The following is a 24,277-nucleotide window of genomic DNA, read 5'->3' as shown; positions in this document are numbered from 1 at the left end:
CCCATGACCATCGTCGACAACGCCGTGTACGTCGACGGCCGCCGCATCCGCAACCCCGACTCGCTCGAGGACACCTTCGAGCTGATGCGGGACGAGCGGGGGATGGCCTGGATCGGGCTGTACCGGCCGACCCGCGAGGAGGTCGAGGCGGTCGCCGAGGAGTTCGGCCTGCATCCGCTCGCCGTGGAGGACGCGCTCAGCGGGCACCAGCGGGCCAAGCTCGAGCGCTACGACGACGGGCTCTTCGTGGTCCTGCGGCCCGCGCGCTATGCGGACGCCGCCGAGACCGTGGTCTTTGGCGAGTTGCACGTCTTCGTGGGCCCGGACTTCGTGGTGACGATCCGGCACGCCGACTCGCCGGACCTCGCCCGCGTGCGGCGGCGGCTGGAAGAGGACCCGGCGCTGCTGGCCCGCGGACCGGAGGCTGTGCTCTACGCGATTCTCGACCAGGTCGTCGACGAGTACGCCCCCGTGGTTCTCGGCGTGCAGGGCGACGTGGACGAGATCGAAGATCAGCTCTTCGGCGACGACTCCGACGACGGGCTGTCGGAGCGCATCTACCGGCTCTCGCGCGAGGTCATCCACTTCCAGCGCTCGGTACAGCCGCTGACCGCGCTGGTGCACGAGCTGCTGCAGGACTCCACGCCCGCGGAGGGCGAGCCCTCGCCCTCGCCGGAGCGGATCGAGCTGCGTCGCTCGCTGCGCGACGTGCTCGATCACACGATCCGCGTCACGGAGGCGGTTGACTCCCTCCGCGCGATCCTGGACAAGGCGCTCACCGTGCACTCGACGCTCGTCTCGCGCCGCCAGACCGAGGCCGGGCTCGCCCAGAACGACGTCATCCGCACGATCTCCTCGTGGGCGGCGATCCTGTTCGCTCCGACGCTCGTGGCCGGCATCTACGGGATGAACTTCGACGACATGCCGGAGCTGCACTGGCGGCTCGGCTACCCCTGGGCGCTGGGTCTGATGGTGCTGTTCGGATTCGTGCTGTATGCGGTGTTCAAGCGAAAGAAATGGCTCTGACCGGGCACAGCGGAGCAGTCCCGTCCCTCGCCCCCGCCCGGTAGACTCGACGCCACAATGGACGCCCCTCCCTCTGCGCATCCGCCCTGTGTTGACTTCTCCTGTGCTCCCGCTTTTCTCGTCGCTCCCGCTTTTCTCGTCCGGCTCATCCGGTACGGCTCGCACCTCCCTCTCGTGACCGGGAGCGACCATCGTGGGAACTGAGTGGCTCCTTCTCGGAATAGGTCTGCTGCTGACGCTGGGCACCGGCGTCTTCGTGGCCAGCGAGTTCGCGCTGGTCAACCTCGACCGCGCCGACCTCGAGGCCCGACGCGACCGCGGCGAGACCCGCCTCGGGCTGACGATCGCGGCGCTGCGCGTCACCTCCACGCATCTCTCGAGCGCGCAGCTGGGAATCACGCTCACGACGCTGCTGACCGGCTACACGATGGAGCCGGCGCTCTCGACGCTGCTCCAGGAGCCGTTCAGCGGACTCGGCATCCCGGAGGAGGCGCTCGCGCCGGTGATGACGGTCATCGCGATCGTCATCGCGACGCTGCTGTCGATGATCTTCGGCGAGCTGGTGCCGAAGAACTTCGCCCTCGCGCTGCCGCGAGCGACCGCGAAGCTCGTCGTACCGCTCCAGACCGCATTCACGACGGTGTTCCGCCCGGCCGTCGCCCTGCTGAACGGCAGCGCGAACGCCCTACTGCGCCTGGTCGGCATCGAGCCGAAGGAGGAGCTCTCTGGCGCCCGCAGCGCCGAGGAGCTCTCGAGCCTCGTGCGCCACTCCGCCAGCGCGGGACTGCTCGAGGAGGACACGGCCGACCTGCTCGGGCGCACCCTCCGCTTCTCCGCTCTGACCGCGGGCGACGTGATGACCCCGCGCCTGCGCCTGTCGACGGTCGAGCGCGCGAGCACGGCCCAGGATGTGCTCGACCTCGCCCGGACCACCGGGTTCTCGCGGTTCCCGATCACCGACGATGACATCGACGACATCGTCGGAGTCGTGCACGTCAAGCAGGCCGTCGCCGTGCCCCGCGGAAAACGCTCGGACGTGCCGGTCACAGCGCTGCGCTCGGAGCCGCTGCGCGTCCCCGAGACGATGAAGCTCGACGTGCTGCTCACGGAGCTGCGCGGGCGGGGCTTCCAGCTCGCGGTCGTCGTCGACGAGTACGGCGGAACGGCGGGCGTCGCGACGCTCGAGGACCTGGTCGAGGAGCTGGTCGGCGAGGTCGCCGACGAGCACGACCGCTCGCGCGCCGACGTCGTGAAGCTCCCCGGCTCCACCACCTTCCCCGGCATGCTCCGCCCCGACGAGATCCTCGACCGCGCCGGCGTGCACATCCCCGAGGAGGGCCCCTACGAGACGGTCGCCGGCTTCGTGATGAGCGAGCTCGGCCGACTCCCCGCCGTCGGCGACCAGGTCGACGTCGAGGGCGGCTCCCTCCGCGTCGAGCGGCTCGACGGCCGCCGCATCGACCGCCTCCGCTTCACCCCCGACCCCGAGGCGGAGCCCGAGGGCAGCCCCGACCCGCTCGCCGACGTCGGCCGCGGACACCGCGGTCGGAAGGAGACCGCCGATGAGTGACTGGGCCGGAATCGCCTGGCTCGTGGTGCTCCTCGCCGCGAACGCCTTCTTCGTCGGAGCGGAATTCGCGGTCATCTCCGCGCGCCGCTCCCAGATCGAACCCCTTGCCGAGAGCGGGCGCCGCAGCGCCGTCACCGCGCTCGCTGCGATGGAGCACGCCACCCTCATGCTCGCGACCACGCAGCTGGGTATCACGGTGTGCTCGCTGTTGATCCTCAACGTCAGCGAGCCGGCGATCCACCACCTGCTCGAAGTGCCGCTGCACGCCGTCGGCATCCCCGACGAGTTCTCCGGCACCGTCGCCTTCGTGATCACCCTGCTGATCGTGTCGTTCCTGCATGTGGTGCTCGGCGAGATGGTGCCCAAGAACATCTCGTTCTCGATGCCCGACCGCGCCGTGCTGCTCCTGGCGCCGCCGCTGGTCGCCATCGCCCGAGTACTCCGGCCGATCATCGTCGCGCTCAACGCGACCTCGAACGGCGTACTCCGCCTCGTCAAGGTGGAACCGAAGGACGAGGCGAACAGCACATTCACGCTCGAGGAGGTGCAGACGATCGTCGACCAGTCCACCCGCGAGGGCACCCTCCGCGACTCGACCGGCACCCTCCTCGCCGCGTTCGAATTCACCGAGAAGAAGGTCCACGACGTCGCCCTGCCCCTCGACGGCATCGTCAGCCTGCCCAGCGGAGCGACCCCCGCCGACGTGGAACGCGCCGTCGCCAAACACGGCTTCTCGCGCTACGTGATCCTCGGCGCCGACGGCACCCCCGAGGGCTACATCCACCTCAAGGACGTCCTCGACCTCGACGGCGACACTGAAGGCGCGAAGTTCCGCCTCCCCGTCCCCGCCAAACGGATCCGCCAACTCGCCTCGATCTTCGAAGCCACCGACCTCGAAGACGCCCTCGCGATCATGCGACGCACGGGAGCCCACCTCGCGCGCGCGTTCGACGAGGAGGGCCGCGCCACAGGAGTGCTGTTCTTGGAGGACATCATTGAGGAGATTGTCGGCGAAGTCGACGACGCCACCCGTCGCTAGGCGCGGGCGCTGGAGGGGGCATTCGCGGCGTTGTCGTCGGGCGCGATACCGCCGGTATCGCTTCCTCCTCCGCCTTGCGACTGCCCCCTCCAGCACCCGCGCCACCCCTGGAGGGAGGGGGGGGTGCGGCTGCGCCGGCACGGTGAGAGGGGGGGCGCGGCTGCGCCGGCACGGGGCGGGGGCGCACGTAGGGTGGCGGGATGGGTGAGCGGGTCGGGATGGCGGAGGCGGCGCGGAGCGTTCGGGTGCCTCGAGAGGATGACGACAAGTACAGGCGGGGGGTGCTGGGGGTCGCGACGGGGTCGCAGCGGTACCCGGGAGCGGCGGTGCTAGGTGTTGAAGCGGCGGTGCGGACGGGGATCGGCATGGTTCGGTACCTCGGGCCGGAGCGACCCTCGGGGCTTGTGCTCGCGCGGCGACCGGAGGTGGTGACCGCAGTGGGACGCGTGCAGGCCTGGCTGGTCGGCTCCGGAACCAGCGCGGACGACCGCGACGACGACCAGCGGCGCACGCTGATCGAGCAGCTGCACTCGGGAGTCCCGGTGGTGCTCGACGCAGGTGCCCTCGACCTGATCGACGAGGTCGCCGGAGCGGTCGTCATCACGCCGCACTACCGCGAACTCGCAGGAGTTCTCAGCCGGACGGGCCTGGACGTGGACGCCGCCACGATCGCGGCCGCCCCGGGGGAGTGGGCGCGCCGCGCGGCCGACCGCCTCGGTGCGTGCGTGCTGCTCAAGGGCAGCACCACCCACATCGTCGCCGGCGGTACGGAGTTCGAGGTGACCGGATCCACGCCCTGGCTCGCGACAGCGGGTAGCGGCGACGTCCTCGGTGGTGTGCTCGGCGCGCTCGCCGCCGGCCGCGCCGCCGACGCCGAAGCAGCAGGCACGACGCTGAGGGCCGAGGACCTCGCTCCGCTCGCCGCCGCCGCCGCGGTGCTCCACGCCGAGGCGGGCCGCGCCGCCTCCGCGGGCGGGCCGATCGCGGCCCTGGACATCGCCGAGCACCTGCCTGGAGTCGTCGCGGCGGTCCTGGGCTGAAACACCTCACCGGCGAGCACCGAACCGAAACCGAAGTGAGCGAACACTGAACCGAAGCGGAACCGCCACCGTTGTCCTGGGGGAAGCGACGCCCGCGATCCGGCTCACCGGGTCCGCACCGCCGCCTCATCACATGCTCGAAGTGAGTGCCCCTACTGTCGGATCCGCCGCGTCCGCCTTGACCAGGAGAACAGACATGACCGCGAAGACCATGACTCCCGCCCGTTACGCCCTGACCCTCCTCGCCGGAGCCGGCACGCTCGCCGCCCTCGCCGCCTGCTCCAGCCCCACCGCGACCGGGAACGATGCCGACGCGGCGACCGCCACGTCTCCGACCACCGCCCCCGAGTCGACCGGCGACGCTGCCGCAGCGAGCGGCAGCAGCTACACCGACGGCACCTACCAGGCCGAAGGTTCCTACACCTCGCCCGGTGGCAACGAGAAGGTCGGCGTGTCGCTGACTCTCGCGGGCGGAGTGGTCACCGACGTGACCGTGACCCCGGAGTCGGAGAACCCGACCGGCCAGCAGTACCAGGGGCGCTTCGCCAGCGGTATCTCGGGCGAGGTCGTCGGCAAGCCGCTCGATGACCTGAAGGTCTCGAAGGTGTCGGGATCCTCCCTCACCTCCGGCGGCTTCAACGACGCCGTCGAGACCATCAAGGCCGATGCCACGGCCTGATCCGGCGCCCGCCCTCGGCCACGAGTGGCGATTCGACGCGATCGGCACCACCTGGCAGATCGACACCGCCGAGCCGCTTGGCGCGTCCCGGCGCGCCCGGGTGACGGCGTGCATCGAGGATTACGACGGCACCTGGTCGCGCTTTCGCGATGACTCCGCCGTCTCGCAGCTGCGGCAGGGGGGCGAGCACGTCTTCACCGCCGAGGCCGATGAGCTCTTCGCCCTCTACGACGTGCTCGACGAGCTGACCGGCGGCGCCGTGACCCCGTTCGTCGGCGGCCCGCTCGAACAGCTCGGCTACGACCCCGCCTACACCCTCGTGCCCCGCGGTCCGGCGGCCCCGGCCCCGGCTTGGGCAGCAGCCCGCTACGGCGCGGCAGGACTCCGGATCGAGCCGGGCACCGTCATCGACATCGGCGCGGCCGGCAAAGGGCAGCTCGTCGACCTCGTGCTCGACGAGATCTCCGGAGTTGGGCCCGCCCTCGTCGACGCCAGCGGCGACCTCCGCGGCACGGGCGCTGGAGACTACCGGGTCGGCCTCGAGCACCCGTGGGACGCCAGCAGCGCGCTCGGCGTGGCGCTGCCCGGAGATCGCGCGCTCTGCGGCTCCGCGAGCAATCGCCGCGCCTGGGGCAGCGGCCTGCACCACGTCCTTGACGGGCGGACCGGTGCTCCGGTCGAGAGCATCGTCGCCACCTGGGCGGTGGCCGACACAGCCCTCATCGCTGACGGGCTCGCGACCGCGCTGTTCGTCTGCCCGCCCGAGACCCTCGCCGAGCGCTTCGACTTCGAGTTCGTCCGCGTCCGTAGCGACGGCACCCTCCACTACTCGCCTTCCTTCCCCGGAGAGGTCTTCCGATGATCGGCACATTCGACCGCGCCCTTGGCCGCGTCACCACCTACCGGCTGGTCTGGGTGACGCTCGTCACGCTCCTGCTCCTCGCCGTCGGCTACGCCTCCGCCGGCCTGATCTTCTCGACTCCGCTCGAGATCCTCGGCAGCACTCTGGTCGCGGTCGCCTCGACCACCCTCGTGAGCGCGGTCCTCGCGAGGCTCTTCCGCAGCCGCGCGCACCTCGAGTCCTCCCTTGTCACAGGCCTGCTGATCGCCTGCATCCTCTTCCCGACGGCGGATCCGCGCGGGCTAGCGGTGATCGCTCTCGTCGGAGCGATCGCCGCCGCCTCCAAGTACGTCCTCGCCTGGCGCGGTCGGCACCTCTTCAATCCGGCCGCGGTCGCCGTGCTGATCATCGGCTTCACCGGGCTTAACGCCGGAGCCTGGTGGATCGCCAGTGGCGCGATGTGGCCGTTCGTCGTCCTGGGCTCTCTCCTGGTCGTTGCGCGGGTGCGCCGCTGGGCTGTCTTCGCCGCCTTCGTGCTCGTGGCGGGCGGAGTCTCGGTGCAGCAGGCCGTGCTGAACGGTCAGGACCTCGGCGCCGCGGCTGCCCTGGTCCTGACCGCCTACCCCTTCGTCTTCGCCGGCGCCTTCATGCTGACGGAGCCGCTCACGCTCGCACCCCGCCGCTCGCAGCAGCTGATAATCGCAGTCGTCGCTGCGCTCCTGGCGAGCGTGCCCTTCCACATCGGCGTGATCTCCGCCACTCCGGAGCTGGGCCTCGTCGTCGGCAACGTGCTCGCCTTCGCTGTCGCGTACCGCCAGCGCCGCAGGCACACGCTCGAGCTGGCCTCCACCCGCGTGCTCGCCCCGGGCATCGCGGAGTACCGTTTCCGCTCCCGCTCGCCGCTCCCGTTCGAGCCGGGTCAGTGGCTCGAGCTCGACCTCCCGCACCGCGCCGACAGCCGGGGGAGCCGGCGCACGTTCTCCGTCTCCTCCGCCCCTGCGGACGGCGAGATCGCGATCGCCCTGCGGATGCCCGAGAAGGCGAGCAGCTTCAAACGGGCGCTCGCCGCCCTGGAGCCCGGTGACTCGGTGCGCGCGACGAGCGTCGGCGGGGACTTCGTCCTGCCGGTCGACCCCTCCGTGCCGCTGCTGCTGGTCGCCGGCGGAATCGGGATCACCCCGTTCGCCAGCCAGCTGCGCTCGCTCGCGGGCGGCCCGGAGCGGGACGTCGTCGTCGTCGTCGCTGCGCCGAGCCTCGCGGATGTCGCCTACCGCGAGCTGCTGAAGGAGTCGGGTGCGCGGGTCGTGCTCTGCTCGAAGGAGGTCCCGGCCGGTCTGCCCACCGGCTGGTCGCATGTGTCCGGACGCCTGAGCGCCGAACTGCTCGCCGACGCCGTACCGGACGCGGGCCGACGGGTTGGCTACGTCTCCGGATCGCCGTCGTTCGTCGACTCGGTCCGCGGTGCGCTGCGGGGTGCGGGGGCGAAGCGGATCCGCACCGACGCGTTCCCCGGCTACTGAGGTGTTCCCCGGCTACTGAGGTGTCCAGGAAGCGCCGCTTCCCGCGCGTGCAGTGCTGCTGCCAGCGTCCCGAGCAACGGCCCCTCTACAATGACGCGGTGCTGTCCTCCCCTCCTCTAGCGTTCTCTCGGCCCCTCGCCCGGCTGCGCGAGAACCGCGATCGCGTCGCCGTGCTCTGGGGTGGCTTCGCGCTCGTGCATGTGTTGCTCTCGCTCCTGGCGCTGTTCGCGCCGGGCCGGCCGATGGGCGACGTCAGCATCGTCTACCGGGAGTGGATGAGGACCGCCGTCGACGGCGGCGGCATCGCGGGAATCGACATGGGCTGGGTCTACCCGATCCTCGCCTGGGGCCCGATCGCCGCCTCGTGGCTCTTCGGCGCGGCAGGCTACGACCTGGTGTGGCTCGTCCTCGTCGCCCTCGCCGACGCCGCCGTGTTCGCCCTCCTGCTGCGGCGCCGATCGGCCCCGCGCCTGGCTGCGGCGCGCTGGTGGCTGCTGTTCCTTGTCCTGCTCGGGCCGATCGCGGTCGGGCGGATCGACGCGTTTACCACGCCTCCCGCGATCGCCGGGATGCTGTGGGCCGCGACCCGGCCGGGCGTGGCCGCGGCGCTGTTGACGATCGCCACCTGGATCAAGGTGTGGCCCGCCGCGATCCTCGCCGCCGCTGTCCTGGTGCTGCGCGGCCGCGTACGGATGATCCTCGTGCCGGCGGTCATCTCTGTGCTCCTTGTGCTCGCGGTCGTCCTGGTCGGCGGCGGCGACCAGGTCTTCAGCTTCGTCACCGACCAGACCGACCGTGGCCTTCAGATCGAGGCCGTCGTCAGCACGCCGTGGATGTGGCTGTCGGTCGTCCCGGGCACCGGCAGCTACGTCTATTACGCGGCCGACATCAACACCTTCGAGATGCACGGCCCCGGCACCGAATTTGCGGCGAGCCTGATGACTCCGCTGCTCGCCCTGGCGATGCTGGGCGTGGCTTTGCTCGGAGCGCGGGCCCTCGCGCGGCGAGCGGACGCTATACGGTTGTTCCCGCTGCTCGCGCTGACCTTCGTGGTCGTCTTCATCGACACCAATAAGGTGCTCTCGCCGCAATACATCGTGTGGCTCGCGCCGCCGGTGATCGCGGGGTTAATCGCCTGTCGCGACGGCTCCTTCGACCGACCGGCGAAGCTGACGATGCTCACGGCGGCGCTGACCCAGGTGGTGTACCCGTACCTCTATCTCTTCCTGCTCTGGTCGCACTGGTCGATGGTGCTCGTGTTGAGCGTTCGGAACGTCCTGCTGGTGGTGCTGCTCGGCTGGCTGCTGCGCGAGCTGTGGCGGATCGGTTCGGCGCGCGTCGTGACGCTGTCGGAGCCGGCGCTGACCGGAGAGACGCGCCTCGCGGCCCAGAGCTCGTAGGCTCGGACGGAGCGCGGCCGACTCGCGGCGGCGCAGTCAGGGAGGCTCCCATGCTCGTCGCATTCTCGGTCGCACCGTCCGGGGGCGAAGCGCCCGACGCGTCCGTCCACGACGCGGTCGCCGCTGCCGTCCGCATCGTCCGCGAGAGCGGGCTGCCCTCCCGCACGACGTCGATGTTCACCGAGATCGAGGGGGAGTGGGACGAGGTCTTCGACGTGATCAGGCGCGCGACGGAGGCGGTGGGCGCGTTCGGGACCCGGGTCTCGCTGGTGCTGAAGGCCGACATTCGCCCTGGGTACTCGGGTGAGATTGACGGCAAGATCGCTCGGCTGAACGAGGCGCTCGGGGAGTAGCGGCGCAGCGCCGGGCGCCCCGTCGCGCGTGCGGCGCCTTCAGGCTCGAATTAAATCGTCATTCTGACGATCCCTCGGTAGCCTTGTCCGGTGACACTCTCGCCCGCTCGGACCCGGCTCGCCCTGCTCGCCCTCGCGATGGGGGGCTTCGGTATCGGCTCGACCGAGTTCGTGGCGATGGGGCTGCTCCCGCAGCTGGCCGCCGACCTCCTGCCCGAGGTCTCCGCGGCGAGTCAGGAGCAGGCCGTCTCGCAGGCCGGGATGCTGATTTCGGCCTACGCACTCGGAGTGGTGGTCGGGGCGCCGACCATCGCGGCCGCAGCGGCGCGCTGGCCGCGCAAGCGCCTCCTCCTGATTCTCCTGGTCGCCTTTACGGTCGGCACGATCGGATCGGCGCTGTTGCCGAGTTTCCCCCTGGTCCTCGCGGCGCGTTTCGTCGCTGCTCTTCCGCACGGCGCCTATTTCGGTATCGCCTCTCTGGTCGCCGCCGATCTGATGGGGCCGGGCAACCGCGGCAAGGGCGTCGCTTTCGTTCTCTCCGGCCTCACGATCGCCAATGTGCTCGGCGTGCCGGCTATCACCTGGGTGGGCCAGGCGGCGGGCTGGCGTAGCGCTTACCTCGTGGTCGCCGCGCTTTTCGCGCTCACTGTCGTGGCCGTGCAGCTGCTCGTGCCCGCCCAGCCCGGAAATCCCGCCGCGACCGTCCGCAACGAGTTGCGCGCCTTTGGCCGCCTACAGGTCTGGATGACGCTGCTGGTAGGCGCCATCGGCTTCGGCGGTCTCTTCGCGATGTACAGCTACATCTCGCCGCTCGCCACCGAGGTGACCGGACTTCCGCTGGGGGCGGTGCCGTGGATCCTGGTCGTCATCGGCCTTGGAATGACGGTGGGCAACCTCGTCGGCGGTTGGGCGGCCGACCGCGACGTGCGCCGCGCGCTCGTGGTGTTCTACGCGGGTGTCGGTGTCTCGCTGATCGGGCTTGCGCTCTCGGCGTCGTCCGTGGTCGGCCTGGTGGTGTTCGCGTTCCTCGCGGCGGGCTTCTCGGCGGCCGCGTCACCGGCGATCCAGACTCGGTTGATGGATGTCGCGCGCGACAGCCAGACCATCGCGGCGGCACTGAACCACTCCGCCCTGAACATCGGCAATTCGATCGGAGCAGCGCTCGGCGGCCTGACGATCGCGGTCGGCCTGGGCTATCTCTCGTCGATCTGGGTCGGCGTGGGCCTCACCGCGGCGGGCATTGCGCTCGCGCTGACCAGCATCGCCATTGATCGTGTCCGCGGGACTGTGTATCCGGTGCACCGCGAGGCGCCTGCTCCAAGCACCGACGGTATGCCCGTCGACGCGCTGTAGGGCGTCTGCTGCGCTGCGCTGCGGTGCGCGATGGCGCGCTCCGTGGACCGCGCTCTCCGCCGACCCTCCTCTGGGCCGCACCCTCTCTGGGGGATGGACCGATCGACTCTCTATCGTGACGAATCCTCGGAGAGCCAGTACGGTGGAGCGCGTCCGCACCGCGCGGCCGATCCGGAGGAGGACATGATGAAGAGAAGAACTGTGGCACTAGCGATGATGACACTGGCGATCGGCGGCGTCGTCGTCCCGGCGACGTCAGCATCCGCCGACTCGGGCCCGGTCTCGGGTAATAAGAGTTGCTCATCACCAACTCCCTACGTGCAGATCAATTCAACGTCGAAGGGGCGGATCAATCACGAAGCGGGCGGCGGGACCGTTGGGCACTGGAACAATGGAAGCACCTACACGGACCGTTACTCGGCGACCGACTACACGTCTGCTTACTGGCGGGTGTTTCTGACGGGCTCGGGCGGAGACATCTCGTACGCCAACGCGGTCTGCCATTCGTGAGTCGTGTCGCGAGTGCTGTGATGCAGGCTCTCATCATCGGTGCAGTCGCGCTGACGGCGGTGGCCTGCACCTCGGCACTTCCCAAGCCCACTCCAGAGCTTGCACCAACCTCGACAGAGACCCGTGACGGTGACATCGACGAAGCGACACAGGCGTATCTCGAGGAGACCTCTGCTGCGTTAGCCGCCCAGCTCGGAATCGTCGACCCTCCGCCGGTGACGCCGGTGCGGTTGATCACGCTGAACGAGTACGCCGACACGCAACTGACGTGTCTGACCGACGCCGGATTCGACGTGACGCTCACGGCGGACGGCCAAGGCCTGGTTTATCCGAAAATCGACGACGAGGGCCTTCAGCAGGCCTTCGATCGCGCTGTCTACGTCTGCGAACTCGAGTATCCGACGCAGCGGAAGTACATGGAGCCACTCTCCACAGCAGCGCTCGAACAGCTCTACGACTACAGATCCGGCGAGTTGGTGCGATGTCTTGCAGACCGAGGATTCGGCTCCGCCTCAGAGGCACCGAGCAAGACGGTCTTCGTCGACAGCGGTGGAGTCTGGTCTCCGTACAAGGGACTCTCCATCCCCGAATCCGACGCTGCGCAGGTGTACGACGAGTGCCCTCAAACGCCTGATTCGCTGTACGGATCGTGAGCCGCCCCTCGATGACGACCGACGAGATCTCCCCCCTGACAGATGCTCTCGACTTCACGGTCCTGCTTCGAGAAAGGAGTAGTCGACGAAGAATCGCGCCGGTGATCGGCGGGGTCCTACTGATCCTTCTCGTTGGAGCCGGAGTCGGGTGGTCCGCTGCGAGGGTACTGGCGCCGGAACCGCCTACCGCACTGGATATCGCGCCGTTCACCTTCGTTGCCGCGTCCACGGGGCAGGTCGGACAGGCACTATCCGTTACGGCGACCGCCCAATGGAATTCGAGCCCCGCCGGCACCAACCGGGCGGTGGGAACGGTCACAACAGTCGAGATCGAGGCTGGAGAAGAAGTGACGGACGGCGCCGAGATCTACTCGGTCGACCTCCGACCCGTTGTCATTGCGCAGGGCGAGATCCCCGCGTTTCGCGATGTGACTGTCGGATCCGTCGGCGCTGATGTGCAGCAGTTGCAGGCGATGCTGGCGGCACTCGACTTCTACGATTCCCCAAACGACGGGGTATTCGGCGTGAGCACGAAGAATGCTGTCCAGGCATGGCAGAGGTCGGAGAGAATCGATACCGACGGGATCGTCAAGGCCGGCGACATCCTTTACCTGCCGACCCTGCCCGCGCGTCTCTCGCTCGACACCGACAGAGTGAAACGTGGCGCTTCGCTGGTCGGCGGGGAAGAACTGGTCCAGAGTCTCCCGGAGAGTCCAGAATTCACGATCGTGATGACTCCGGCTCAGGCGCAGACGACCCCACGAGATACTCGAGTCGAGATAGGAGGTCCTGTGGGTCACCAGTGGCAGGGCTTCACCTCTGATCGGCGTGGGGAGACGTCGGACGGGAATGTCCGCATCACTCTGTCGGGCGCCGAGGGAGCGCCGATCTGCGGTAACGACTGCGCGTCGGTCCCCGTCACGGGCTCGGCGCTCCTCTCCTCACGGCTCATCACCGTCGAGTCGGTGACGGGGATCACCGTTCCGACGGCGGCACTCCTGACGGACGCTGACGGGTCTATCGCGGTCACCGACGACCAGGGACTCGAGCATGCTGTGACCGTCACGGCGAGCGCACGAGGAATGTCGGTGGTCGACGGCGTTACCGAGGGGCTGCCGGTGCGAGTACCTGCGCAGGGACAGTGAGCGTGCTCTCGGCGCAGGGAGTCGACTTCTCGTACGACTCGAGAACGCCGATCCTGACGAACTGGAGTGGTCGCTTCGACCCCGGGGAAGTGGTCGCTATCACGGGAGCGTCCGGTCGGGGCAAGTCGACCTTGCTATATCTTCTCGGGCTGATGCTCCGGCCGCAATCCGGCTCTGTACTCGTGGGCGGAGTGAGTGTGGCGGGAATGAACGATGCCCTCCGATCGCGTCTGAGAGCCGAGGTCTTCGGTTTCGTGTTCCAAGACGCTGCTCTAGACCCGACGAGAACCGTGCTCGACAACGTCCTGGAAACCACCCTTTATCGACACGAGCGCCGGGCCGAGGCGATCCCTCGGGCGAGGGAACTCTTGACTCGATTCGGCGTCGATCTTCGTGCGAGCGCCACGCCCGGACGTGTTTCGGGCGGACAGGCACAGAGAATAGCCCTCTGTCGGGCACTACTGAACCGCCCGAAGATACTCTTGGCGGACGAACCGACCGGTAATCTCGACCCTGTGACGGCGAGAGCGGTGGTCACTGCATTCCATGAACATGCACGAACCGGCGCGACGGTCATCGTCGTGACGCACGATCCGGAACTCGTTGCTCGCTGTTCGCGAAACGTGATGCTATGACCCACGCCCTCTCCATTGTCCGCGAAGCCGTTGCGATCGCCCGCGCACAGCTTCTTCCCTCACTCATCACGATGATCGTGGTGGGTGGGCTGTGCGCGACTGTTCTGCTGACGACGGGTCGCACGGTCGGTGCGCAGCGCTCGGTCGTGCAATCAGTCGATGCGATCGGTACGCGTGCGATCGTGATCCACGCGGAGCCGAATGCCGGTCTCACGCCGGATGTGGTCGATCGAATCGCATCGGTCGAAGATGTGGAGTGGGTAGGCGCTTTCAGTAGCGCGACCGATGTCACGAACGTTGCGATAGCCGGCGGGGCGAAGGTTCCTGTTCGCCGGCTCTGGACGAACGACGCGCAATCGTTAGGGATCAGCCGCGCCGGGACACCGCCCGATGAGGATGCTTGGGCTTCTCCGCGCGCGCTCGCGACGCTCGGAATGCGCCTGCCGAGTGGTGGCATCGTCGCAGCGGACGGCGATGGTCATGCGGTGGTCGGGCGGCTGTCCGTGCCGGATTATCTGAGCGACTTGGAGCCGCTTGTCGTTCTTCCGCACGAGGCGTCGCAGGGGCGCGACGCTGTCAGTCGACTCGTGGTGATCGCGGGAGAGCCCCAGTCGGTCGCTGCCGTCTCAGCCGCGGCACAGTCGCTCCTCGCCGCCGACGACCCGAGCGCCGTGACGGTATCGACAAGCGAGACACTAGCGCGGCTGCGTGGAGTAGTGGACGGGCGACTAGGGGATTTCGGTGGTGGGCTGGTCGCAGGAGTCTTCCTGCTCTCTGCTGTCCTCGAGACCGCGGTCCTTTACGCCTTCGTCATGATGAAGAGGAAGGACTTCGGGCGCCGCCGTGCGCTCGGCGCATCTCGCTCGCTCATCGCCGGTCTCGTGACGACGCAGGTGGCCCTTCTGAGTGTGATCGGCGTCTGTGTGGGAAGTGCCGCCGCACTGCTCAGTCTTGTGGCGTCCGGCGATCCGCTGCCCGATGCGGAATTCTGCGTCGCAGTCGCTGTTCTCGCCATCGCGGCGAGCACTGTCGCCGCCCTCGTTCCGGCGACCGTGGCGGCACGAAGAGAACCGGTGAAAGAACTGCGAGTCCCTTAGGTCGGCACTGGCTGCGGCCGGCCCTGGCTGCGGTCATCGGCGATAGCGTCAGAGCGCTGCTCACACGGCCAGGGCGCGCCAGAATCCGAGGACTGTTCCTGGTGCTCTGGAACACTGGCGTCATGCGCGCCATCAGTTACTCCTCCTTCGATGCCCTCCCCGAGATCATCGAGGTCCCTGATCCGGTCTGTCCCGTCGAGGGGGCCGTGGTCCGGGTCGCCGCGACCGGGGTCTGCCGGAGCGATTGGCACGCGTGGAAGGGGCACGACGACTCCGTCGTGCTGCCGCAGATCCCCGGCCACGAGTTCGCGGGGACGGTGTCGGAGGTCGGGTCCGCCGTCACCCGTGTCGCGGTCGGCGACCGGGTCACCGCTGCGTTCGTGTTCGCCTGCGGTGAGTGCGAGCAGTGCCGCGAGGGCGCGACGCAGGTGTGCCTCCGCCAGGAGCAGCCGGGCTTCACTCTCGATGGGTCGTACGCTGAGGCGCTGGTCGTGCCAAACGCGGACCTCAACCTGGTGCGTCTGCCGGACGCCGTCGGCTTCATCGAAGCGGCCGGGCTCGGCTGCCGTTTTGGGACTGCCTACCACGCGCTGCATGTGCGCGGGCGGGTCGCGCCGGGGGAGTGGGTGGCGGTGTTCGGCTGCGGCGGGGTGGGGCTGTCCGCGGTGATCGTCGCGCTGGCGGCCGGGGCCCGGGTGGTGGCGTCGGACGTTTCGGTGGCGGCGCTCGAGGCCGCTCGAGCGCTCGGTGCGGTCGTCGTCGCGGGCGGTTCAGGAGCTGTCGACGCGGTCCGGGCGGCGACGGGAGGAGGGGCGCATCTCGCGATCGACGCCGTGGGTAGCAGGGTCACGGCGGAGGCGTCGATCGCCGTGCTGCGTCCGCGTGGCCGGCATGTGCAGGTCGGTCTGCTGCTCGGGCCCGAGGCGGCGCCGGCGATTCCGCTCGGCCGCGTCATCGCCCTGGAACTCGAGCTGCTCGGCAGCCACGGAATCGCCCGCGGCGGCTATACCGCCCTCCTCGACGACATCGTCGCCGGCCGCCTGCGCCCCGCCGACTCCGTCGGCCGCACGATCGCCTTCGAGGATCTGCCCGCCGCCCTCGCCGCGATGGATGCTTCCGCCACCACCCCCGGCATGACGGTCGCTGTCCTCACCCCCTGAGGCGCGCTCCGGAGCCTGCCGTTCCTGCCCGGTGGCTGAGCAAGGTGCTCGTGAGTTGAGGAGCTCTTCGCCCGCCCGAACGCTCCGTACCGATACCCGCCGCGAGATGCCACTTATGACGCCGACACGCCGACGAGGCCCGTCATAAGAGGCATCTCGCGGAGGGCCAGCCGGCAGTTCGAGAGCCGCATCACGTCGAGACGCCGACTGCGCCGCGGCGGGCGGGGTCCGCCGCGGAATCGGACTCAATCCGTCTCGATCAGGATCCCATCGTGGATGGCGCGCTTGCGCAGCGCGACCTTGGTGCCCACGTCGATGCCGACGACGCGGTACTTCTCGCGGATCCGCTTGAGGTAAGACTTCGCCGTCTCCTCCGAGATGCCCAGCTCGAACGCGACCGACTTCACCGGTTCGCCGCCGCCGTAGAGGGCCATCACGCGCCGTTCCTGAGCACTGAGCTTAGGGGCTCCGTCGGAGTCGCCAGTGGAGAGCGCCATGTCGAGCTCGTGGGAGATGTAGGAGTGGCCATCCTTGGCCGCGCGGATCGCTTCGACGATCATGTCGGCGTCCTCGGTCTTCACCAGGTAGCCGAGCGCGCCGGAGGCGAGTGCTTCGCGCACCACGGCAGGCTCGGAGTAGGTGCTCATCAGGACGGTTTTCACGCCGGTGGTTTTGAGTGTCGAGAGCTTCACCGAGATCGGGATGTTGTCCTTCAGGTCGAGGTCGAGGAGGACGACGTCGACGGGGAACTCGGGGTGCGTGAGCAGCTCGGGCCAGGAGGCGACTGCGGCGACCAGCTGGATGTCGGACGCGGCTCCGCGGATCCACTCCGTCAGCGCCCCGAGGAGCATCTTGTGGTCGTCCACGACTGCGAGCGTGATCTTCGATTCAGCGGTGGGTGTCATCGGTGTCCTTCGGTCGTCGGTCGTCGGTCGTCTACGGCCTTCCGGCGGCTGCTCATCGGTCGGCAGGGTTGTCGACCAGGCAGTCGATTTCGATCCTGAGTTCCCCGTCACGCGAGGTGTCGCGGAAGACGCCGACCTGAGCGATAGCTTCCCACGTCGCAGGATCGACTACACGCAAGGGCGCGCCTGAGGAGTGAAGAATGATCGGAACGAGGAGGCTATGGGTCGTCGTTTCGGCTCCCGAATCACGGGGCCTGCCCGATTCGACGTGCAGAACGACGGCGAATCCGGTCGCGCTGTCGGCAATCAGCCAGATCGCTGAGAGAAGCCCGTCGCGCTGGTGGTGGCCGAGGAGTCCGGCGGTTCCGTCCGGGTCGTCGAGGTCGACGAGGGGCGAGAGTAGCTCCGATTCGAGGACGGCGTGGTGCAGCCACGTCTCGCGGCGTCCCTCGATCAGGTGGAGACGGAGCTGCGTGGCAAGTGAGGTCGCGTGCGCGGCGCGCGGCGAGTCGAGGGGGAGGCGCACCGAGCCGTCGCCGACCTCGGTGAGGAGACGCTCGGCGGCCAGGTCGAGCCGTGCCAGCTCTTCGGAGGCGAGCATCCCGACCGCGTAGCGGGGGCCGAGGGTGGTGCTCTGAACGAGCGCGCGGTCGGTTTCAAACTGCACCATTCTGCGGAATCCGCGCATCATCACGACGAAGACGACAGCCGGGGCGATCGTGACGATGAGCGCGCTGATTCGCACCGAGAGCACACCGGCTCCGCCGGATTCCATCGAGAGGAACACCACGACCTCGGCGATCGAGACGAGCACGCCCACGACGAGGACCTCGGCTCCGCGCCGGTGGACGATCAACGCGGCGTGGGCAACGGCCGCAGCGACGGCGGCAGTGGGGACGGTGCGCGCGGAACCGGAGCCGGCCACCGCCATCAGATCGAGTCCGACGGCGACGCCGATCGTGAGGAGGAAGCAGAGGTAGACGGCGAAGGGAAGGCGTCGGCCGCTCACGCGGATCGCGAGCACGGTGGAGCCGAAAGCGAGGATCACGAGGATCCAGGCGACCGCGGCCGGTGCGACGGCGCTGTAGCGGGCCGAGGTCGAGAGGAAGATCAGCAGCTCGTAGGCCAGGATCGCGGCGGCGATGCCGTTCAGGCCGCTGCCGAGGTAATTGGTGCCCAATCCCTCCTGCTGACGGCGCGCCGACCGGGTCGAGCGTCTCGCCCGCGCGGAGCCGTCCACCGGCGGCCCGGCCCCGCCTCCGCTGAGCAGCGGTGCGGGCGTTCGGGGTTCCGCGCTCACTTGGGCACTTCCAGCACCACCGTGGTCCCGGATCCCGGCGCGCTGAACAACCGGGTGCGCCCGCCGACATCGCCGACTCGCGCGATCACGGATTCTTTCAAGCCGAGCTTGGAGTCCGGGACGGTCGCGATGTCGAAGCCGGCACCGGCGTCGGTGACCATCGCGCGGACGGTCGTCTCGTCCTCGGTGATCGTCACGTCGGCCGAGGCGACCCCGGAGTGGCGGCGCACGTTCTCGAGGCATTCCGCGAGGGCGAGCACGAAGGAGTCGAGCGCGACCCCTGTGAGCGCCACCTGGCCGGAGCCGTGCCAGATCACGTCGAGACCCATCCGGCCGAAGCGGTGGCGGACGGTTTCGAGCGTGTTGGCTGCGGGAGCGGTGGTCACGCTGGTCAGCTGGTAGGAGCCGGAGGCGCTGGGCGTCGGTGTCCCGCCGAGCCGCAACTGGCGCAGGAGCTGCGCGTCCTGGGCGGCCTGCTGCCGGAGTGCGTCGACCGACACTCCGCGGCCCGAGTGCGCGAGGAGGGTAAGCGTGGCCAGGACGGTGTCGTGCAGGAGGCGAGCACCCTGTCGGCGCTGCGCCTCAGTCTCGCTGGCCTGGCGCTCGACGCGGTGTGCGTTGCCGATGCTGTCGATGCGCCGCACGACCCGCGGGACCGCCGTGCTGATCCAGAGCGCGAAGCCGCACAGCGTGCCCCAGGGCAGCAGCGACTGGAAGACGACGGCGGGAATCATGGTGCCGCTGGAGACGACCATCGAGGCGATCACGCTCGGGATCAGCACCGGCAGTACGATGACCAGGCGGCGCGGCGACGTCGTCACCACCACGGCGATGCTCGCGGTCACGGCGTTCGCGGTATTGACCAGGACGAACCCGGCGAAGTCCGCGCCGGGTTCAAGTCCCAGCGCGAGGCCCCACACCAAGAGCACACCGCCGACCGCCACGGCGATCACTCGGCTGCGGCGCCCTGTTCGCGCGAGTTCGACGTGAGCGGCCATCATTCCCAGGAGGAGGGTGACGGCGAAGGGGACAGCGGCGGGCTGCAGAGTCCCGGGAATGAGTGCCATGCCCAGCGCCCCCGCGTCGGTGAGTAGGCCGATTCCGCAGGCGGAGTAGCGCAGTAGCCGGTCGCGCTCGCGAGCACTGCGGATCATCGGCACGCTCTAGCTCCCTCCGATCGTGGCGGGGCTGCCCCCCGTCACACGATAGCCACTGGCCGGGCCGATCGGAGCGGATCGTCGACGTGCGCCGGAATCAACGGGAGAGCCTGTCGCCGCAGTGCGCGAGCAGCCGGGCGAGGTGGGCGCCCACAGCATCGTCCTCGATCAGGAAGCCGTCGTGGCCGAACGGCGACGTGATCACCGCGACCGTTCCGTCGTCGAGGGCGCCGGGAGCGTGCGCGGCGATGATCCGCTGCCCCTCGACCGGGAAGAGACGGTCACTGTCGATGCCGAGCACGAGGGTGGGACTGGTGATCCGCGAGAGGGCCGCCGCCTCGCCGCCGCGGCCGCGACCGACGTCGTGCGAATTCATCGCCTCGACCAGCGTGATGTAGCTGTTCGCGTCGAAGCGACGGGTGAACTTGTTGCCGTGGAAGTCGAGGTACGACTCGACGGCGAATCGGCCGCCGCCGCCGAGTGGGCTCAGGCCCGACTGCCAGCTGCGCTCGAAACGGTCGTTGAGTTCGGAGGGGCTGCGGTAGTTGAGCAGCGCCATTCTGCGGGCGAGCGCGAGGCCGTGGTACGGCCCCTGTCCGTCGCCCGCGTCGTAGTAGGCACCGCCCGCGAAGGCCGCATCGTTGCGGATCGCCTCCAGCTGCACGAAGTTGAGCGCGATCTGATCGGCGGTCGCGCGCGGGGGAGCGGCGAGGACCGCGAGGCGGGCGACGCGCTCGGCGTGGTCGATGCCCCACTCCAGAGCCTGCATCCCGCCCATCGAGCCGCCGATGACCGTATGCCAGCGCTCGACGCCGATCAGCTCGCTGAATCGCACCTGTGCCCGCACCTGGTCGCGGATGCTCGTGTACGGGAAGCGTGCGCCCCATTCGTGCCCGTCGGGAGCGAGGGACGCGGGGCCGGTGGAGCCCTGGCAGCCACCGAGCATGTTCGGGGCGACCACGAAGAAGCGGTCGGTGTCGATCGCAAGCCCTGGTCCGACGAGTCCGGACCACCAGCCATCAGTGGCGTGCCCCGGCTCGCCGCGGCCGAGTAGGTGGGAGTCGCCGGTCAGCGCGTGCAGGACGAGAATCGCGTTGTCGTGCTCCGCGTTCAGCTCTCCCCAGCTCTCGTACGCGATGCGGGCGTGGGGGAGGTGACCGCCGGCCTCGAAGTCGAACGGGCCGACATCGACGAAGCGGCGGCCACCCGGGTGGTCGCCGCGCGCCACGCGCCGGTGGCGGGCGGTTTGCCGATCACCGAGAGGAGCTGATGCTCGGTGATGAAGGCCGATGGGACCGTGTCCTCGAGTGTCTGCTGCCAGTCCATACCGCTGCCCATCGTGTCACGCCCTGCCCGTACGCCTACTCCCCTCCTTCGGGTCCGGTGCGCGGTGGATCCCCGGGCAGGGGGGATCCACCGCATCGGCGGATACTCAGGCGTTTGCGCGCGAGGCGTCCACGACGGCGCGCGCGGCGCGGAGGGCCTGGTCGAGGTCGGCGCGGAGGTCGTCGACGTTCTCGAGGCCGACCGACAGCCGCACCAGGCCCGGCGTCACGCCGGCCGTGAGCTGCTGCTCCGGCGAGAGCTGCGAGTGCGTGGTCGACGCGGGGTGGATGACCAGCGAGCGGACATCGCCGATGTTCGCGAGGTGCGAGAACAGCTTCAGCGAGTCGACGAAGACGCGACCGGCGTCCACTCCGCCCTTGAGCTCGAACGAGAGCACCGCGCCGACGCCCTTGGGTGCGTAGCGGTTCGCCGCGGCGTACCAGGGCGAGGTCGGCAGGCCCGAGTAGTTCACCGAGGCGATGTCCGAGTGGTTCTCGAGGTGCTCCGCGATCTCCTGCGCGTTCTGCACATGGCGCTCGATCCGGAGCGAAAGGGTCTCGATCCCCTGAATGAGCTGCCAGGCGCTAGCCGGGGCGATCGAGGCGCCGAAATCGCGGAGCAGCTGTACGCGGGCCTTGATGATGTAGGCCAGGGAGTCGCCGACCGCCGCGGTGTAGATGGCACCGTGGTACGACTCGTCCGGAGTGGTCAGCCCGGGGAAGCGCTCGGCGTTCCCGCTCCACGAGAAGCGGCCGCCGTCGACGATCGCGCCGCCGATGACCGTCCCGTGCCCGCCGAGGAACTTCGTCGCCGAGTGCACGATGATGTCCGCGCCGTGCTCGAAGGGGCGGATCAGATACGGCGTCGCGATGGTGTTGTCCACGATCAGGGGGACGCCGGCGTCGTGCGCGACATCGGCGACGGTGCGGATGTCGAGGATATTGATCGTGGGGTTGCCGACGGTCTCGGCGAAGAACAGCTTGGTGTTCGGCCGGACGGCGCGCCGCCACTCCTCCCGGTCGTCCTGGTTCTCGACGAAGGTCGTCTCGATGCCGAGCTTGGCGAGGGTGTATTTGAAGAGGTTGTAGGTGCCGCCGTAGATCGAGGACGACGAGACGATGTGGTCACCGGCCTGCGCGATGTTCAGCACGGCTGCGGTCTCGGCCGCCTGGCCCGACGCGAGCAGCAGGGCACCCGAGCCGCCCTCAAGAGCCGTGAGGCGCTCCTCCACGACCGCCTGGGTCGGGTTCTGGATGCGCGTGTAGATGTTGCCGAACTCGGCCAGCGCGAACAGGTTCTGCGCATGCTCGGCACTGTCGAAGACGTAGGAGGTGGTCTGGTAGATCGGTGTCGCGCGGGCCCTGGTCACCGGGTCCGGTGCGGCTCCCGAGTGGATCTGCTTGGTCTCGAACTGCCACTTTTCGGAGTCGGTCATGATTCTTCCCATCGGATCGTCGGGGGTGAAGGACGGGGCCGTTCTCCGTCGCGATGAGCGTACGCGCGCCCTTGCACGGCGGCCAGGGTCCCCGAAACACGGGGTAACGCTGGTCAGCGTCGCTCGGGCTGCCGGTCGCGTTTGGCTTCGGTGGGGTCGGCGCGGTTCGGTCGCGGTGGCTGCGCGTCGGCGTCCGGAGCGAACAGCCACGCCGCGCGGGGTTGGACCAACCGGTGGAAGACGCTGCGCGTCCAGCCCAGCGAGAGGGCGATCGAGACGCCGATGCAGAACAGGACCATCAGCACCAGCGCGAGCGTGCTCTCGGTGTGGGACAGGACCCCCGACTCGCGCAGCGGATAAAGCACGAAGCTGTGCAGAAGATAGACGTACATCGTTGACTGGCCCCACGCAGTGAGCGGCGTGCGTCGGCGCGGAACGAGGGCGAACAGCGCGAGCGAGAGTACAACGGCGGCCGCCATGAGCGTCAGGCGCACGAGGCCGGCCCACCACTGCGTCTCGCCGAGAGCGTCGTAGGGGCGGTCGTAGAAGAACCAGAACCGTAGGTCGGCCGCGCGGAACGCCTCGATGTTAATGGTCATCACGACCGCGGCGACCGCGAAGAGGAGGACAGCGGCGATGCGGGTTCCGAGCACGCGCGCGGGCGGCTGTGCCAGCCACCGCTCGACGACGCAGCGGCCGCCGAGCGCGAATCCGCGTATCCGCCAGCCGAAGACGAAGAACGGCAGGATCCCGATCGCGCGCGCGAGCGAGAAGGTCGAATCACTGTTGTCGTACTAGCTGACCCCGACAGCGAGCACCACGCTGATCAGTAGCGGCCAGCGCAGCAGCGCCAGAGAGGGGAGGACCAGGCGGAAGATGCCCAGAGCGAGCAGGAACCACAGTGTCTAGCTCGGCGTGGTCGGATTGAACTCCTGCTTGCCCTCGACCAGGAACTGCACGAGCGTCCAGATCGTCTCCATGATCAGGTAGGGCAGCAGGATGTCCGTCAGCACCCGGCGCATGACCCGCGCGCTCGGCGCGCCGCCCTGGGAGAAGTAGCCAGAGATGATCGCGAACGCCGGCATGTGGAAGGCGTAGATCGTCAAGTAGACGATCAGCGAGGTGTCCGAGTGGGCCGTCAGCCGTTGGATTCCGTGGCCGACGACGACGAGGGTCACGCAGAGAAAGCGCGCATTGTCCCAGAGGGGCACGCGGCGCTGGGGGGCAACGGCTGTCCCGGCGGTCGCGGGAGCCGAGTCGGCGGGCGGCACGCGGCCAGACTAGCGTGGGGGTGCGACGACAGGGTCGACGGTGTCCGAGGCGTGACGGAAGGAAACGGGCGTGGGTCGACGCGTTGTGGTAACAGGAGCGAGTTCAGGGATCGGAGCGGCGACGGTTCGCCTGTTCCGGCAGCACGGCTGGGAGGTTGTCGCTGTCGCGCGCCGTCGCAACCGTCTGGAGGCGCTCGCCGCCGAGACCGGCGCCGGGTTCTTTGTCGCCGACCTCACCGACGCTGCCCAGGTCGACGCGCTGCGCGACCATCTCGCCGCGTCAGGGCCCGTGCACGCCCTGGTGAACAACGCGGGCATCGCGCTCGGACTCGATCCGATCGAGACGGCTGACCCCGAGGACTGGCGTCGCATGTTCGAGATCAACGTGCTCGCGGTCAAGCTGGTCATCAGCGCGCTGCTCCCGCTGCTGCGCGCGGGGATCGAGGAGGGCGGCTCCTCCGCCGACATCGTGACCGTCACCTCGATCGCCGGGCACACCCCCTACGAGGGCGGAGGCGGCTACAACGCCTCCAAGTTCGCCGCGCACGCGCTCGTCGGCGTGCTGCGGCTCGAGCTGGCTGGGGAGCCGATCCGTGTGATCGAGATCGCTCCCGGGATGGTCGCCACCGACGAGTTCGCGCTGCTGCGCTTCCGCGGCGACCGCGAGCTTGCCGATGCCGTCTACGCGGGCGTGACGGATCCCCTTGTCGCCGCCGACGTCGCCGCCGCGATCGTCTCCGCCGTCGAACTGCCCGCCCACGTCAACCTCGACCTGGTGACCATCAAGCCGGTCGCCCAGGCGGCCGCGCACAAGGTGACGAGGAGACCCCTGGCACCGCGCGCCTGACCGATGTGACGCGAG

23 protein-coding genes and 1 pseudogene are annotated in these 24,277 nt (G+C 69.2%); 17 read left to right on the top strand and 7 right to left on the bottom strand.

Annotated elements, in window-relative coordinates:
- Nucleotides 1-3 precede the first annotated feature (3 nt).
- From corA to C1O28_RS08895, 16 genes are all read left to right on the top strand, one after another.
- On the top strand, nt 4-1,026 hold the full coding sequence (gene corA / locus C1O28_RS08970) for a magnesium/cobalt transporter CorA (protein WP_097165548.1): 1,023 nt from the start codon (nt 4-6) through the stop codon (nt 1,024-1,026).
- A gap of 193 nt (nt 1,027-1,219) precedes the next feature.
- Nucleotides 1,220-2,596: a hemolysin family protein gene (locus C1O28_RS08965; RefSeq protein ID WP_419866639.1), complete on the top strand. Its 1,377-nt coding sequence runs from the start codon at nt 1,220-1,222 to the stop codon at nt 2,594-2,596.
- Entirely contained in the window at nt 2,589-3,635 is a 1,047-nt protein-coding gene (locus C1O28_RS08960) for a hemolysin family protein (RefSeq protein WP_097165550.1), read from the top strand. The genes C1O28_RS08965 and C1O28_RS08960 overlap by 8 nt, the downstream gene beginning before the upstream one ends.
- Before the next feature lie 200 nt (nt 3,636-3,835).
- The gene (locus C1O28_RS08955) at nt 3,836-4,675 is read left to right on the top strand and encodes an ADP-dependent NAD(P)H-hydrate dehydratase (protein WP_097165551.1); all 840 of its coding nucleotides are present in this window, start codon (nt 3,836-3,838) and stop codon (nt 4,673-4,675) included.
- Nucleotides 4,676-4,871: 196 nt separating this feature from the next.
- A complete protein-coding gene (locus C1O28_RS08950) occupies nt 4,872-5,354 on the top strand; it encodes an FMN-binding protein (RefSeq protein ID WP_097165552.1) in 483 nt (160 codons plus the stop codon).
- Nucleotides 5,341-6,216 (top strand): FAD:protein FMN transferase, encoded by an 876-nt coding sequence (locus C1O28_RS08945; RefSeq protein ID WP_097165553.1) that lies wholly within the window; start codon nt 5,341-5,343, stop codon nt 6,214-6,216. The genes C1O28_RS08950 and C1O28_RS08945 overlap by 14 nt, the downstream gene beginning before the upstream one ends.
- Nucleotides 6,213-7,715, top strand: coding sequence for an oxidoreductase (locus C1O28_RS08940; protein WP_097165554.1), 1,503 nt, complete (start codon nt 6,213-6,215; stop codon nt 7,713-7,715). Before C1O28_RS08945 ends, C1O28_RS08940 begins: the two co-directional genes overlap by 4 nt.
- Before the next feature lie 98 nt (nt 7,716-7,813).
- Nucleotides 7,814-9,115 carry a glycosyltransferase 87 family protein gene (locus C1O28_RS08935; RefSeq protein ID WP_097165555.1) on the top strand — a complete coding sequence of 434 codons (1,302 nt, stop codon included), beginning with the start codon at nt 7,814-7,816 and terminating at the stop codon, nt 9,113-9,115.
- A 50-nt stretch (nt 9,116-9,165) separates the two neighbouring features.
- Nucleotides 9,166-9,468: a thiamine-binding protein gene (locus C1O28_RS08930; protein ID WP_068254312.1), complete on the top strand. Its 303-nt coding sequence runs from the start codon at nt 9,166-9,168 to the stop codon at nt 9,466-9,468.
- 138 nt (nt 9,469-9,606) lie between these two features.
- Nucleotides 9,607-10,821 carry an MFS transporter gene (locus C1O28_RS08925; RefSeq protein WP_097165689.1) on the top strand — a complete coding sequence of 405 codons (1,215 nt, stop codon included), beginning with the start codon at nt 9,607-9,609 and terminating at the stop codon, nt 10,819-10,821.
- A 183-nt stretch (nt 10,822-11,004) separates the two neighbouring features.
- Nucleotides 11,005-11,331, top strand: coding sequence for a hypothetical protein (locus C1O28_RS08920; protein ID WP_127821486.1), 327 nt, complete (start codon nt 11,005-11,007; stop codon nt 11,329-11,331).
- 20 nt (nt 11,332-11,351) lie between these two features.
- The gene (locus C1O28_RS08915) at nt 11,352-11,984 is read left to right on the top strand and encodes a hypothetical protein (protein ID WP_097165556.1); all 633 of its coding nucleotides are present in this window, start codon (nt 11,352-11,354) and stop codon (nt 11,982-11,984) included.
- Nucleotides 11,985-12,289: 305 nt separating this feature from the next.
- On the top strand, nt 12,290-13,129 hold the full coding sequence (locus tag C1O28_RS08910) for a peptidoglycan-binding domain-containing protein (RefSeq protein ID WP_104256758.1): 840 nt from the start codon (nt 12,290-12,292) through the stop codon (nt 13,127-13,129).
- Nucleotides 13,130-13,131: 2 nt separating this feature from the next.
- Nucleotides 13,132-13,764 carry an ABC transporter ATP-binding protein gene (locus C1O28_RS08905; protein ID WP_243392002.1) on the top strand — a complete coding sequence of 211 codons (633 nt, stop codon included), beginning with the start codon at nt 13,132-13,134 and terminating at the stop codon, nt 13,762-13,764.
- Entirely contained in the window at nt 13,761-14,861 is a 1,101-nt protein-coding gene (locus C1O28_RS08900; RefSeq protein WP_097165559.1) for an ABC transporter permease, read from the top strand. The genes C1O28_RS08905 and C1O28_RS08900 overlap by 4 nt, the downstream gene beginning before the upstream one ends.
- Nucleotides 14,862-14,983: 122 nt before the next feature.
- On the top strand, nt 14,984-16,021 hold the full coding sequence (locus tag C1O28_RS08895; RefSeq protein ID WP_097165690.1) for an alcohol dehydrogenase catalytic domain-containing protein: 1,038 nt from the start codon (nt 14,984-14,986) through the stop codon (nt 16,019-16,021).
- 245 nt (nt 16,022-16,266) lie between these two features.
- Here C1O28_RS08895 and C1O28_RS08890 read toward each other — a convergent pair whose 3' ends face one another.
- The 7 genes and pseudogenes from C1O28_RS08890 to C1O28_RS15660 all read right to left on the bottom strand — a co-directional run bounded on the left by C1O28_RS08890 (nt 16,267) and on the right by C1O28_RS15660 (nt 23,415).
- Nucleotides 16,267-16,926: a response regulator gene (locus C1O28_RS08890; protein WP_068254310.1), complete on the bottom strand. Its 660-nt coding sequence runs from the start codon at nt 16,924-16,926 to the stop codon at nt 16,267-16,269.
- A 52-nt stretch (nt 16,927-16,978) separates the two neighbouring features.
- Entirely contained in the window at nt 16,979-18,106 is a 1,128-nt protein-coding gene (locus tag C1O28_RS08885; protein WP_097165560.1) for a hypothetical protein, read from the bottom strand.
- 116 nt (nt 18,107-18,222) lie between these two features.
- A complete protein-coding gene (locus C1O28_RS08880; RefSeq protein WP_097165691.1) occupies nt 18,223-19,380 on the bottom strand; it encodes a sensor histidine kinase in 1,158 nt (385 codons plus the stop codon).
- A gap of 100 nt (nt 19,381-19,480) precedes the next feature.
- A pseudogene (metX, locus tag C1O28_RS08875) lies at nt 19,481-20,709 on the bottom strand (homoserine O-acetyltransferase MetX).
- 106 nt (nt 20,710-20,815) lie between these two features.
- On the bottom strand, nt 20,816-22,144 hold the full coding sequence (locus tag C1O28_RS08870) for a bifunctional o-acetylhomoserine/o-acetylserine sulfhydrylase (RefSeq protein ID WP_097165562.1): 1,329 nt from the start codon (nt 22,142-22,144) through the stop codon (nt 20,816-20,818).
- Nucleotides 22,145-22,257: 113 nt separating this feature from the next.
- On the bottom strand, nt 22,258-22,797 hold the full coding sequence (locus C1O28_RS15665; RefSeq protein WP_237397891.1) for a hypothetical protein: 540 nt from the start codon (nt 22,795-22,797) through the stop codon (nt 22,258-22,260).
- A gap of 252 nt (nt 22,798-23,049) precedes the next feature.
- Nucleotides 23,050-23,415, bottom strand: a complete 366-nt coding sequence (locus C1O28_RS15660) for an acyltransferase family protein (protein ID WP_243392003.1) — start codon at nt 23,413-23,415, stop codon at nt 23,050-23,052.
- Between the two features lie 70 nt (nt 23,416-23,485).
- Here C1O28_RS15660 and C1O28_RS08860 point away from each other — a divergent pair, with 70 nt between their 5' ends.
- Nucleotides 23,486-24,262: an SDR family oxidoreductase gene (locus C1O28_RS08860; RefSeq protein ID WP_097165563.1), complete on the top strand. Its 777-nt coding sequence runs from the start codon at nt 23,486-23,488 to the stop codon at nt 24,260-24,262.
- The last annotated feature ends 15 nt before the right edge of the window (nt 24,263-24,277 follow it).

Origin of the sequence: Rathayibacter rathayi (genome assembly GCF_004011095.1) — a bacterium.
GTDB lineage: Bacteria > Actinomycetota > Actinomycetes > Actinomycetales > Microbacteriaceae > Rathayibacter > Rathayibacter rathayi.
This window is presented reverse-complemented; position numbering and strand designations above follow the sequence as displayed.